Source organism: Tunturiibacter gelidiferens (assembly GCF_051013345.1).
GTDB classification, from domain to species: domain Bacteria; phylum Acidobacteriota; class Terriglobia; order Terriglobales; family Acidobacteriaceae; genus Edaphobacter; species Edaphobacter gelidiferens_A.
In genome coordinates this window covers 121,192-134,374 of sequence record NZ_CP132940.1, presented here as the reverse complement: position 1 = coordinate 134,374, position 13,183 = coordinate 121,192, and the positions used below count along the sequence as shown (strand labels likewise).

The window sequence follows — 13,183 nt, the reverse complement described above, 5'->3', positions numbered from 1 at the left end:
TGTCTCCTGTCATAGGAGGCAGTCGTTTCTACAGCTAGTTCGGCGACGTACTTAGGGCGCCCTCTCGCAAGCACCCTTGCTTATTGGCTCTTGGCGTTCGGAAGAAAGGAATCGAACATTTTGTTTACGCCCTTATCGAGATTCCTGATATTCTTGTCGGATTTATCAGACAAGGTGTCGCTTGCCGATCCTCGCCACATCAGACTTTTTGTTCTTGAGTCGAATAAGTCGACGACCAGGGTTCCGACCTCATAGGTGTTCGTAGTTGTCGTAGCTTCACCGAATTGGTTTCCCCACCCTCTCCAGCGCCAACCGCCTCCGTAGCCGTCGTAGTACGTGTCGAGAGTCTGATGGCTCCGAGTCATTTCCATCCCCACGATGGAAACGCTCCCGCCAGATTCGACCTCGGTCCATCCTTTTGCTGCCAGCGCTGAATTGACCGCTGCTTTGATTCGATCGACCCACAGAGGGTTTTGTGTGTGGACATGTTCCCATGTATAGGTTTTGTATTGCCTGAAATCGACGCTCCGATCGTAGTCAGTCTTTACGTGCTGAGCGAAAGATGCAGTCGCACACAGAAGCGCTATTCCCATCAAAAAGAGGTTCCTGCGTAATACGTTCATAAGTGTCTCCTTGCAGCGTTTGAGTTTGGGTGAGCCGGCGACTCCGGCGAAGTAGAAAATGCCGTGTGGCGGCGATGAAGCGTAGAGCCTTCTGTTGTTCACAGGATGCCGTGTCTGCTTGGGATCGGATTACCGTAACTGCTGAAATGGCTCTGATCGAGCGGTTGCCTATTGCACCTTGCCCGTTCGAAGAGCGCAGCTCCGTCGCCGTTCCCAAGTCAGTTGAATATCTCGCGAACACTGTCTGACGTGATCGCCACCTGAATCGCTCCTTATTCTTGGCGGTTTTTCTCCTGCGTTTTCACAATTGGACATGCAGGCATCATGCCAATGCTAATGTGTTGAAAAGAGACGGCGTCATCATCAGAGGCATGCTTTAGGCTCAGCAAAATGACGAGCACTCAGCAGAACGTACCGAAATCGAAGACCGCCGGCGGCGGATGGACATAGATTTCGAAGTTGCTTGAGCCAAGGAGGAGAACAGGAATCTGATGACACATTCGGTTTTTGAGCAACTCGACATCTCCGTGAAGGTGTTACCCCACTGGGCGCTTACGCTTGCTCTGACACAACTTCAGGTTGTTCTGGTGCAGTGAGGTGCGCAAGGACAGCCTCGCACGGAAGAGTCGCGATTTGAGGGCCGCTAAAGAAATGCCGAGAGAATCCGCTAGCTGGTGCATTGAATGCTCCTGGGCATATCGAAGCTCAACTACATTGCGGAGACACGGGCGCAACCGTCGAATTGCTCCTTTGAGCATTTCCGATCTTTCGTGCCTTGCATAGAAATGCTCAGGGTCTTCCTTGAGGTCCCGTAATTCCCATCTGTCGTCGGATCCGCAATAACATTCGTCATCGTCGATCGATTGGAAGTTCTTGGCGCGTTTCTTTCTCAAAATAATAAGAGACATGTTGATTGCGATTCTTGTGACCCACGACGAAAAGCTGGACCTACCCTCAAAACGATTCAGGTGAGTGAACGCCTTGAGGAAAGAGTCCTGGAGTGCATCCTCAGCGTCTTCCCAGTTTCTGGTGATCCGGTAGGTCGTTCGCAGGATTGCACGGAAATGACGGTCTCTGAGTTCTGCGAATGCGTCGATATTTCCGCCTTGTGCGGCCACAACCAACCACTCGTCGCTCATCTCTTTTAGACTGAGGCCGATTTCGGCATCGCTGTTTGCCTGCATTGGTTGAGTCATTGGGACCGTCCGTTCTCACGAGGCAACCGCAGCGATAGCATCTTGGGCGTGCGGGTTGTGCATGGGTGCCGACTGAAAGCAGTAGCCAAATCAGCCATTCATTCTCTATGCCCCTGGAAGATGTCTCCCTGCCGAGCAGGTGCTACTTCGAGACAGCATGTGCTGCACTTTCGATTACATCTGCAACTTCCTTGGGGTGCGATAGATAGACGCAATGACTGGCGCCGGCCACTTCGACCGTGTGGCTATGAGCTCGCTTGGCGTACCATCGCTCAAGGTCAGGGTTGATGGTTCGATCGCTTCCCGCCACGAGCATCCAGCTCGGTTTAGTTCTCCAGGCAGCCGCGGTGATTGTCGCTGAGAAATTGTTTGCAAAGTTGAGCACCTGCGAGCGCGCCATAAATGCGGCCTGGTTGCTGGGAAGGTCAGCTGCGAATAATTCATGAAATTGCGCCGGGTCGATATATGTGAACCCGTCAGGCGTTTTCTTGATGGCGCCCGATTTGGCGAGGTCGCTGGGAAAGCGCTTCCCGTCGTCTCCTTCGTTTTCCCCAGCGTCTGGCATGTGCGCTGCAATGTAAACCAATCCGGCAACTGATGGATCCGTGCCCGCCTCCGTAATCACTGATCCCCCATAGCTGTGCGCGACAAGAATGCTCGGTCCGTCTTGCAATGCGAGGGTCCGCTTCACTGCGGTCACATCAGCCTGGAAGGACGTCTCTGGCTCTTGGACAATGCTGACGGTGTAGCCGTCCTTGACAAGAATGTTGTAGACGCCTTTCCAGCCCGAACCGTCCGCCCAGGCGCCGTGAACGAGGACGATATTTTTCACTGCTGACTGCTGAGCTTGTAAGTGTGGTGTGCTCGATAATGCGGCAGCACACAACATCGTGGCGAATACTGCACATTTATTGACCATACCTATTTCCGATGTCCTTTTCTGTTCAGCTTTGCAGAGCGTTTCAAATCCCCGGGACTGTCCTTGCGGTGAGGCTTTCGTCCAGCGAGCTCGACTAATGCCTTACCCCATCGCTAAACGCAACTTCATGGCCGCTCTCAACCCCTTGAAGATCTCGCGGACGCTGTCTGATGTAATTTCCATCTGAATCGCTCCTTAAGTTTGGCCATCTTTCTCCTGCGCTTTCGCCTTTGAATATGCAGGCATCATGCCAATTGCTAAGATATTGAAAAGAGACAGCGTCACCATCAGACTCATGCTTCACGCTCGGCAAAATGACGAGCGCCCGGCAGAACGTGCTGGAAACGAAGACTGACCGGCGAAGGGTGGCCTTACATTTCGAAGTGGTCTGGTCTAAGAAGGGGAAAGAGAATCCGATGGCAGGAGCCACTCGTCGGAAGCGAGAGCCGGCCCGATTAGAAGGTTTGACGTTCCCCGTACTTGTTGATTCCGAAACGCCTGATCTTCGATTCAAGGGTCTGCCGCGGAATTCCGAGTTTTGCAGCAGCGCCTGAAGGTCCGGAGATACGGCCATGGCACTCAGCAAGAGCAGCTTCGATCAACTCTACTTCAAGATCCGACAGCGTCGAAATCCCTTCGCGTGGCTGCCGAGACTCTGGCGATTCGGGTTTCAACCAGCTCTCATCAACGAAGAACGTGTCCGTTTCACTGAGAATGACTGCCCGTTCCACGACATTTTGCAATTCACGGATATTCCCCGGCCAGTTGTAGGCCGTTAACCGCGCCAGCGTTTGTCTACAGATATGTCGGATCGTCTTGCCGGCCGCCTTGGCGTATCGCCCAACAAAATATTCGACGAGCAATGGAATATCCGCCGTTCGCTCGCGAAGTGGTGGAACGACAAGCGGAACAACATTGAATCTGTAGAAAAGATCCCGGCGGAAGGTTCCGGCAGCAACGGCAGCAGGAAGATCTGCATTTGTGGCTGCTATTAGTCGGACGTCTACTGAGATCGGATGATTACTTCCCACTCGCTCAAACTCGCGCTCCTGCAGCACACGCAGGAGTGCGATCTGAGTCTCCATTGGAAGATCGCCGATTTCATCAAGGAAAAGTGTCCCGCCGTCAGCGGACTCAAACCTCCCCACACGTCTCTGTAAGGCGCCCGTGAAGGCGCCTTTCTCGTGCCCGAAAAGCTCAGAGGCAATCAGCGATTGAGGGATGGCGGCGCAGTTCACGCGGACGAAGGCTCTCGCCGCGCGGTTCGATCTCCGATGGAATGCGCGAGCAATCAGTTCTTTACCCGTTCCGGTTTCGCCGAGGATCAGAACGGTCGAATCCGATGGCGCAACTTTTGTCACTTGCTTCAATACCTGACGCATGGGTTCGCAAGAACCGACAATCTCCTCAAACATTGAGAAGCGATCGACGTCTTCGCGCAGCGCAACGTTCTCGTTTTGAAGGCGCTGCTCAGCCAGCTTGCGATCATCGATGTCGATTGACGTCGAATACCAGCGCACGAGACGTCCCTGTTCGTCGCGGAAGGGGTTATAACGAGTGAGGAACCAACGATACTTGCCGTCTTTTCGCAAAACCCGCTGTTCGATCTCAAACGGAACACCATTTAAGAGCGCGTTTTGCCGCACCTCTTTGAGCCTCTCAATGTCCTCGGGATGAATGACGCGATCGCGGAGACTTTCCGCCCGCACCTCCTCAATCGACAAACCGTGGAACTCGAGCGCTACTCGATTTACATCGATCACTTCGCCATCGGGATTGTGGACGCCGATCACTTGCGGTATAGAGTCGATAATGCACCGAAGTTCATGCGCATCTTGCCGGATCTTCTCCTCCGCCTGTTTTGCTGCCGTCACGTCCGTTACGGCACCCACAAATTCATGGTTCCCAGATCTGGTCGTCACCACGCGAAAGGAAACGTGTAGGTGCTTGACTGAACCGTTCGGCATCAGCAAACGGTGTTCGAGCTCAAAGTCGGCTCTTGCCTCAGACTCCCGGTCGAGGGTCTGCAGCACAAGATCTCTATCGTCGGGATGAGTTCGCCGCAGTATCATCTCCAACGTAGGCTTTACTGCTCGATCGTGTTCAAAGATATTGTAGGTTTCCGCCGACCAGTAGATCTCTCCGCTGGCAACGCTCCAGCCGAAACTGCCGGTGTGGCTTACGCTCTGCGCTCGAGCCAGGAAAGCTTCGCTGCGTCGCAGTTTCTCCTCTGCGCGTTTCCGGTCCTCAATGTCAGTGTTTATCCCGAACCATTTGACGATGTTGCCGGATTCATCGAATAACGGGTTAACGCGGAACAGAAACCATCGATACTCGCCGTCGAAGCGGCGCAGTCGCGCTTCAGCCTCTCCTGCCTCACCAGAAGCCATCATGGATTTCCACGTACCGGTCAGACTGGGGAGGTCGCCCGGATGAACCGCAACCGTCCAGCCCCAATCTTTTAGCTGTTCTGCGGAGAGACCCACATATTCAAGGTAATGCTGGTTGAAGAATTCGGCCGAACTGTCTGGACGCGCCGACCATACCAGCGCAGGAATTGTGTTGATGATTAGGTTAAGATTGTGTTCGCTCCCCCGCAGTGCCTCATTCCGCCGCTTGATTTCCTGCAAAGCTTCCTCGAGTGCCGTCTCAGTCTTTACTTGTTCCGTCACGTCCGTGACGGCCCCTACGAATTCAAGGTCCCCAGAAGGCGTCGTTAGCGCCCGGGCTAAAACGTGGAGGTGCTTGACTGAGCCGCCCGGCATCAGCAAACGGTGTTCAAGATCGAAATCTGCTTTTGTCTCAATCCCCCGGTCGAGGGTTTGCTGTACAAGATCTCTGTCATCGGGATGAATTCGTCGCAGCACCATCTCCAACTTAGGCTTGACCGCCCGATCATGTCCAAAGATATTGTAGGTTTCCGCCGACCAGTGGAGTTCTCCGCTGGCAACACTCCAGCCAAAACTGCCGGTGTGGCTTAGGTTCTGCGCTACGGCCAGGAAAGCCTCGTTCCCAGAAGGATCTGTCCCAAAAGGTGTCCTCGTCGCCACGGCTGCAGCGCCCGGACTCGGCGCGTCCTGCGAGAATGGAGTTTCAAACGGCAAGGTAGTCATGTTGATCCCAGAGTAAGTTGAGTCCTTTGATGAACCGTGGAGTCCGCGGACGGCACTGAGCGAACTAGGTACAGTGTTGTCATTATTAGTGAAACTCTGTAAGTCCTTGAGTTGCAGTTTGCAATAAAACCCGTCATGCAAACAACCTCAAATGGGGGCCAGGCCGCCCATTCCGCGGAGGGGACAACTCCCGCGAACTCAAATATCGAACCGCTTCCTGCCAAAAAGGCGGGCGTCGATCGACAGAGCGCCAGGTCCCAGGAATGCGAAGGCGATACCTAGCGTTGCCATCAAGATCGTGCCCCGCGGGTGGTCAGTGCCTGTGAGAACAATCCAGATTTCACTCAGCGCGACAATCGCGCCGGCGATTGGCGTCCACAAACCGACGAGTAGAAAAATTCCTGGGATCGCAGCGATTTCCTGCATCGCAATCGATTCACGTTGTGGCACCCCCATCAATGCGCCGATGCCATCGTGAATCAAAATTAGTCCGACAACGAGCCGTACCAGGAGAAGCCCCCTGCCGGGACAGCCGTAAGGAAACATGGGAAAAAGGCGTTGCAGGAACCCCCTTATGTCAAACATCAAGATAGTAGTCCGCGTCAAGGACGATTCGACACTCCAAATCTGGGGGGATGGCCGCCCCCTCTATCGTGGGGGTTACAAGTCAATGAATCCACGCTTCAGCGCGATTGTTACGGCGTGCGTTCGGTCGCTTGCGCCAAGTTTGGAAAGGATGTTCTTGACGTAGCCCTTGACTGTTTCCTCGGTAATCGAGAGCTGATCGGCAATCAGCTTATTTGTATTCCCGCCGGCAATTAAGCGCAGCACATCGATTTCTCGTGTGGTCAGGGCATCATCGATCGCGTGGTCTGCGAGTTCAGCAGCGACCTCAGGAGGAATGCGCTTTTGACCGGCTTGTACAGCGCGAATCGTCTCGAGGAGTTCCTTCCGCAAGAGGCCTTTTAACAAGAAGGCCCGCGCGCCGGCTTTGAGAGCGCGTAGAACCTTGACGTCTCCCTTGTAGGTTGTCAAGACAATGATCCGGGCGTCCGGAAATTCGCCGCAGATGGCGACCATCGCCTCAACACCGTCCATGTCTGGCATCTGCAGATCCATCAATGTGAGGTCTGGCCGGTGCTCTCGGAACTGCTCGAGTGCCTCACGTCCTGTAGAAGCCTCGGCGACCAGCTCCATATCTGATTGACTAGCGACCAGTGATGCGATGCCTTCAAGCAGCATCGGATGGTCGTCAACGGCGAGAATCCGAATTAAGCTAGGACCGGTGCTCATGATCTTGTTCCATTCTCTTACGGAAAATCCGGAAACGCGCCTTGGTCGGGAATACCTCATAAGCGATCGACCCTGGAATGCTCAACTCTACCTCTGTGCCGGCTCCGAGTTCACTCCAGACCTCCAATTGCGCTCCGATCTGCCTAGCTCGTTCACGGATTCCTGGCAAGCCCCAGTGCCCCGGACGTCCGCCGTGTTCAACGATGCCTGGGTCGATGCCCTTTCCATCGTCGCGGAAGCGTAGACGAAGAGATTCGCCATAGGTGATTTCCGTCTCGATTTGCCGGGCCTGTGCGTGGCGGAAGGCATTTCCTAACGACTCCCGAGCAATGCGATATATCTCGCCTTGGAGAGTCGGACGCACAGTTCGCGGCGCGCCTTCTACAAGCATACGACACGTTACTGAGCCCCTGTTGCCTGCCGCAAGCTCTTCATTCAAAGTAGTCATCAGCGCGATGATCGATTTCGCTAGGTCGTGACTGGCCAACGCGGGAGCACGTATGTGCGTTATAGCATCTCTTACTTCGCTGATTGCTTGATCCCCCCGATCGAGAGCGCTTTCGAGTGTCTTTTTCGCGTCCATTGGGCGTGCTGGAAGCATTTCGTCTACGGTTTGAAAGCGGAGCATCAATCCCTGAAAGCTTTGCAGTAGGGTATCGTGCAGTTCCCGCGCGATGCGCGTCCGCTCGTCGACTCGTGTTTCCAAAGTCATGTTGAACTGCCGTCGTAGCTGTTGAAGACGGAATTGATAGAGCGCCCACAGCAATAGAACGAAACCTCCCGCACACGAAACGCGGAACCAGACCGTCTGGAACCAGGCTGGCGCGACGCTGAAGTCTAGAGTTGCACCTTCTTCGTTCCAGACGCCGTCGTTGTTACAGGCGATCACGCGAAACTTATATTTTCCTGGCCGAAGATCGTTATAGAATGCCTGTCGCCGAGTCCCGGGCTCCTGCCATTCCGTATCGTGGCCCTCAAGTTTGTAGCGAAAGCGTACCTTCTGTGACGCCATGAAGCTCAATGCTGTGTAGTCGATTTCCAAATCTCGAGTGATCGGCGGAAGACTAAGATTGCGTGCTACGGCATAGCTCCTGCTATCTGCGATGATTTCTTCGATATGCACTGGCGGCGGAATGGTGTTCATTGACAGGTGGGTCGGGTCAACTACCTGCAATTCATATCCATTGACGAACCATAACCGCCCATCGGGAGATCGCGCCGCCGCATCAAAAGCGGCCTGTCCTGGGCGAACTCCGTCACGAGCATCCAGCATGCGGAAATGCACGATGGCGTCAGGTTTTTGCCACCACTTCTGTATCTCCGCCTTCGGGACCTCAACTAGGCCACATTGCAAGTACAGCCAGAGATCTCCCTGATTGTCGGAAATAAGCGCATCGACTCCATCACAGGGAAGGCCGTTCCGGACGGTGAGGGTTTGTTGAGTTCCGTTTCTCCACGCGATGACTCCAAAATGTGTAGCGCCCAATACAGCGTCATCGGAAGTCACGAGCAATTGATTTACTTCAGTATCGAAGCCGGGAACTCCGCTGTGCTTAAAGGGAAATATCTCGAGCTTGTCGTTTTTGTATCGGGCCAGATTGCCTTGAAGGAGACCCAACCAGATGCCGCCCCCGGGGCAGGCGCAATCCTCCGAGCAGCAGGCATCTGAGGTGCAGGAAACCCTTTCTGGATCTTGAAGTCCTGAATGCGAAAAAGTGTCCTCGGCGCATCTCTGGTTTCGGCCCAGATATTGTGGTCCACATCTTCGGTCATTCCAACAACGAACCCAATTGGCTTACCGTCAGGCCTGTCTATCCTACGGAACGTTCCGTTCTTATATATCGTCAAGAAATCATCGACACCCACCCATAGTTGACCGGCATGATCTTCCAGGAGCGACGTAACCTGATTTCCGGGCGCCCGATGCGCCTCAATGACGGGAGTTCGTTCCTGTCGAACTGCGACCAGGGATGGAGAAGTGCCTGACCATATTGTGCCATCGCGCGAGGCGAGGACCGAATCGACTTCGCCCGATGGGAGCCCCTCGCGGATTGCGTACGTCGTGACAGGTAGATTGCTAAAACAGTCGAGGCCGTGGGACGTGGCAACCCACATGTTGCCTTCACGATCCTCATACAGCCCCGTCTCACTCACAGAGTCACTTGACAGACCGTCTGAACTCCCAAAGTGATCCACCCGCCGGCCGCGAATACGGTAGAGTCCTTGGCTTGCGGTACCAACCCACAACGTATTCTCCCGGTCTAACAACAATGCGGTAAGCGTCAAAGTACTACTGTCGAAAAGCTGGGCAATAAACGGCTTCCATGCGCCATTTGTGAATTGTTGCAAGCCTGCGCCGTGCCCACTAGAAGTCATTCCGACCCACATCGAACCATCTCTTGCTAGAGCGAGATAAGTTATACCCGTCGCCCCCACCAGTCTCAGCCCCTGCTGAGCGTAAGTAGTGGATAAACCCGGGTTCCAGCGCTTGAGCGTTGCCCCGTAGCCAGTCCAAAGAAATCCAGAACCATCCTCGACCAGCGGTACACCATTGTTCTTCCCGTAGTAGCATTGCGTTTGTGCTCCGGTGACTTTACATATCCCCCATGCGCTATCGATGGGTTGAATGTACGAGAACCAAATATCCCCATCGGCGCGCTGCATAATTGAAGCGACTCCTCCTGCCCGATCGGGATATTGGATCAGTTTGCCATCGACCAAATGGCTCAAGCCCGAGTCCGTTCCGATCCATAGGCTCCCATCGCGAGCGCCCAGGAGTGCGCTAATGTGGGCTGACGACAACTCTTTCCCACTCGTCGGCTTCCATGGAACAAATCGGACGCCATCGAAACGCAAGAGGCCAGCCAGAGTTCCAATCCATAGATAACCATCCGTAGTCTGAGCAATTGCGGTTGGCAAGCCGTTGAAGAATCCGTCCTGGATTCTCCAGCCGGCATGTGCATATTGGGTCATCTGCTTGCTGGGATCGACTGCGAGACATGACTCTCCAGTCAAGAGCAACAGCAAGCAGAACGGAATTGATAACAGCTTATTCAACTTGCAGCCTCGGCAACGGACGTTCTCACCACTTCTTCAGTGGCATCGCGATCGGGTCCCCATCTGCCAAAGATAATCGCACGAACGGGAATACCGTCACATCTTGTTTCGCCGCGAGACACAAATGTCTATGAAATCAGATGTGCATCCCGCTCGGTTTTGACATAAAGTAGACGTCGGCCCGCGCACCACGCACGACGTGTTACAGGTCGCCTTTGCGGAAGTTACCTGCTCGACGGGCGCGTCGTCCACATACACGTATCAACAGCTAGCCTCAGGTTCAGCGAGTCAGGCAACTGGCTGAGTCCTCGTCATTTTGCCGAAAACGCAGCTCTAGGAATCGATGTCGTCCATTTTGCTTCAGTTGTTTACGAATGGTGCTTGCCATGCATACCCGGATACTGTAGGACCGTGGACCCTCGAATCCAGCAACCGACGATGAGTTGATAAAGAGGAGCCATAATGACTTCTATCCCTTCCGTCGGGACCACTGGCGGTTCCACTGGGATTGGCTCTGTCTATACCGACCTCTTCGCCAAGCGGATCCACCATCACATTAGCAGTCCGCGATCGCGCCCGAAAGGAATGGTCGACCAATGTTGAGGATTGAAAAGGAGTCGGATGGAGGTACTACGAGCCTGCGGTTCAGCGGCCGAATTCAATCGTCCAATATCGGCAGCATACGGGCTGAAATGGACGATGACAGCGTTCGCATATTCCTGGACTTAGCAGAGGTCACGCTTGTGGACGTTGAGGTTGTACGATTCCTGAGTGACTGCGAGGACGGGGGTATTTTATTGGTTCACTGCCCTCCCTATGTGCGCGAGTGGATTCTTCGCGAGCGAGCCGAAGGGGCACAGCCGCAGGTTTCGGATAACACATGATTCCTTAATGTACGTCCGAACAATTGAACTAGGCAAACGTCGTCCGTTGGTATGGAATCAACGCCGATATCGATGACCGGAAGCGCGCCAAGCCGAAACCTCAAGGGGTGGTTAGACATCGTCGCAGCAGGAGGGTTAGACGCTTTCAGATCGTGAAGTAGAGATGATTGAAGCTGCTCTGGCTGAGTGCCATGGCACCATCTCCGGACCTTCAGGTGGGGCTGCGAAATTCGGGACTCCGCGACAGACGCTTGAATCGAAAATCCGAGGTTTGGGAATTAACAAGTACGGGAAATGTCATCCTCCTAGGGACGGCTCTCGCTTCAGACGAGCGGCTCCTGCCATCAGATTCTCTTTCCGCCCACGTAGGCCAACCTACCTCGAAAGGTGAGTCCATCCGTTGCTGGTCAGTTTTTGATTCCAGCACGTTGTGCTGAGCGCTCGTCATTTTGCTGAGGGTGCAGCATGAATCGAATGATGGCCTATCTCTTTTCAGCACCTTAGCAATTGGCAGGATACCTGCTTATCTAATTGCGAAACCGCAGAAGACAGATCGCTATCGAGAGGACACGCCGATTGCGATCCTTGAATACGAGAGCTGACTTGGACACAAGGAGAATCGATGGAAGCACCCATTGACTTACTGCAATCAAGCTTCAGAGTTGAATCCGACAGCATCGGCGAGGTGAGGGTGCCGAGCACCGTGCTCTGGGGGCACAGACCCAGCGATCGCTCGAGCATTTCAGCATCGGGAAAGATCTGATCCCCGTGAAATGATCGCAGCCTACGCGATCCTGAAGAAGGCCGCCGCCAACGCAAATCACGAAGGCGGCAGGCTTGATCGCGAGCACTACACGCTCATTGTTCAGACCTGCGATGAGTTCCTTGCCGGTAAGCATCAGGATATGTTTCCTCTGCACGTCTGGATGACAGGCAGCGGCACGCAATTCAATATGAACGTGAATGAAGTGATTTCCAACCGCTGCTGCGAACTCGCGGGGACGCCACTTGGCAGCAAGAAGCCCGTGCATCCTAACGACCACGTCAACATGTCGCAGTCATCTAATGACTCTTTTCCCACGGCGATGAACATTGCGGCGGCAGTGAACGTGAAAGAGAGACTTATACCCGCGGTGATTGCGCTGCGCGATGCAATCGCGGCGAAAGCCGAGGAATGGAAAGACATCGTAAAGATCGGTCGGACGCATATGCAAGATGCTACGCCACTCACGCTTGGGCAGGAGTGGTCGGGATATGCTGGTATGCTCAGCGAAGATCTCGAATATATTGAGGACGCGCTGAAGAGCGTGTATCGCCTCGCTCTGGGCGGCACAGCCGTAGGGACAGGCATCAACACCGCCCCAGGATTTGGCGAGGCAGCCGCAGGCGAAATTGCGAAGCTCACGGGCCTTCCCTTTGTGAGCGCGCCAAACAAGTTCACCGTGCAGGGCGCTCACGATGCCCTCGTTCAACTCTCCGGCACGTTACGCACTCTGGCAGTGTCGCTCTACAAAATCGCAAACGACATCCGGCTGTTATCCTGCGGTCCGCGTGCCGGTTTCGCTGAATTGGTGATTCCGTCGAATGAGCCGGGCTCGTCCATCATGCCCGGTAAGGTGAATCCTACCCAGGCCGAAGCACTGACGATGCTCGCGGTGCAAGTGATGGCCAACGATGTAGCGGTTGGATTCGGGGGCGCCGGCGGCTACCTCGAGATGAATGTGTACAAGCCTCTGATCATCTTCAATATTGCTCACTCCATCACGATCATGACTGACGGGTGCACAAACTTCCGGAAGTTTCTTATCGACGGGACACAGCCAAATTTGAAGAAGATCAAGGAATATGTTGATCGCTCCCTGATGCTGGTTACCGCTCTTGCGCCTGTCATTGGTTATGACAAAGCGTCGGAGATTGCACACTATGCCCTCGACCACGACCTGACACTCAAGCAAGCCGCACTGAAGCTGGGATACGTGACAGAAGACGAGTTCGACCGGGTCGTCGATCCGGCGAAGATGGTGCATCCATACGTTGCGAAAGCCAGCTGAACGGACCCAGATCTTCTGATTCGTTTACAAGCCAACGAAGTAAACAA

At 54.3% G+C, this 13,183-nt stretch carries 8 protein-coding genes and 3 pseudogenes; 1 reads left to right on the top strand and 10 read right to left on the bottom strand.

Going from position 1 to position 13,183, the window contains the following annotated elements; genetic code table 11:
• Positions 1 to 80: 80 nt before the first annotated feature.
• From RBB80_RS34065 to RBB80_RS34020, 10 genes and pseudogenes are all read right to left on the bottom strand, one after another.
• Positions 81 to 623 carry a DUF4136 domain-containing protein gene (locus RBB80_RS34065; protein WP_433970323.1) on the bottom strand — a complete coding sequence of 181 codons (543 nt, stop codon included), beginning with the start codon at positions 621 to 623 and terminating at the stop codon, positions 81 to 83.
• A gap of 536 nt (positions 624 to 1,159) precedes the next feature.
• Positions 1,160 to 1,819 carry an RNA polymerase sigma factor gene (locus RBB80_RS34060; protein ID WP_433970321.1) on the bottom strand — a complete coding sequence of 220 codons (660 nt, stop codon included), beginning with the start codon at positions 1,817 to 1,819 and terminating at the stop codon, positions 1,160 to 1,162.
• 142 nt (positions 1,820 to 1,961) lie between these two features.
• The gene (locus tag RBB80_RS34055) at positions 1,962 to 2,708 is read right to left on the bottom strand and encodes an alpha/beta hydrolase (protein ID WP_433970426.1); all 747 of its coding nucleotides are present in this window, start codon (positions 2,706 to 2,708) and stop codon (positions 1,962 to 1,964) included.
• A gap of 485 nt (positions 2,709 to 3,193) precedes the next feature.
• The gene (locus RBB80_RS34050; protein WP_433970424.1) at positions 3,194 to 3,469 is read right to left on the bottom strand and encodes a helix-turn-helix domain-containing protein; all 276 of its coding nucleotides are present in this window, start codon (positions 3,467 to 3,469) and stop codon (positions 3,194 to 3,196) included.
• Between the two features lie 168 nt (positions 3,470 to 3,637).
• A pseudogene (locus RBB80_RS34045) lies at positions 3,638 to 4,864 on the bottom strand (sigma 54-interacting transcriptional regulator); the annotation flags it as partial.
• A 144-nt stretch (positions 4,865 to 5,008) separates the two neighbouring features.
• Positions 5,009 to 5,851: pseudogene (locus tag RBB80_RS34040) on the bottom strand (PAS domain-containing protein); the annotation flags it as partial.
• A gap of 198 nt (positions 5,852 to 6,049) precedes the next feature.
• Positions 6,050 to 6,439 (bottom strand): hypothetical protein, encoded by a 390-nt coding sequence (locus RBB80_RS34035; protein WP_433970319.1) that lies wholly within the window; start codon positions 6,437 to 6,439, stop codon positions 6,050 to 6,052.
• 72 nt (positions 6,440 to 6,511) lie between these two features.
• Positions 6,512 to 7,144, bottom strand: coding sequence for a response regulator (locus tag RBB80_RS34030; RefSeq protein WP_433970317.1), 633 nt, complete (start codon positions 7,142 to 7,144; stop codon positions 6,512 to 6,514).
• Complete coding sequence (locus tag RBB80_RS34025; protein WP_433970316.1) at positions 7,128 to 8,762, bottom strand: ATP-binding protein; 1,635 nt, start codon at positions 8,760 to 8,762, stop codon at positions 7,128 to 7,130. Before RBB80_RS34025 ends, RBB80_RS34030 begins: the two co-directional genes overlap by 17 nt.
• Complete coding sequence (locus RBB80_RS34020) at positions 8,663 to 10,117, bottom strand: ligand-binding sensor domain-containing protein (RefSeq protein WP_433970314.1); 1,455 nt, start codon at positions 10,115 to 10,117, stop codon at positions 8,663 to 8,665. Before RBB80_RS34020 ends, RBB80_RS34025 begins: the two co-directional genes overlap by 100 nt.
• A gap of 1,590 nt (positions 10,118 to 11,707) precedes the next feature.
• On the opposite strand from RBB80_RS34020, the pseudogene fumC reads away from it, so the two are divergent.
• A pseudogene (fumC, locus tag RBB80_RS34015) lies at positions 11,708 to 13,136 on the top strand (class II fumarate hydratase).
• Positions 13,137 to 13,183 lie beyond the last annotated feature (47 nt).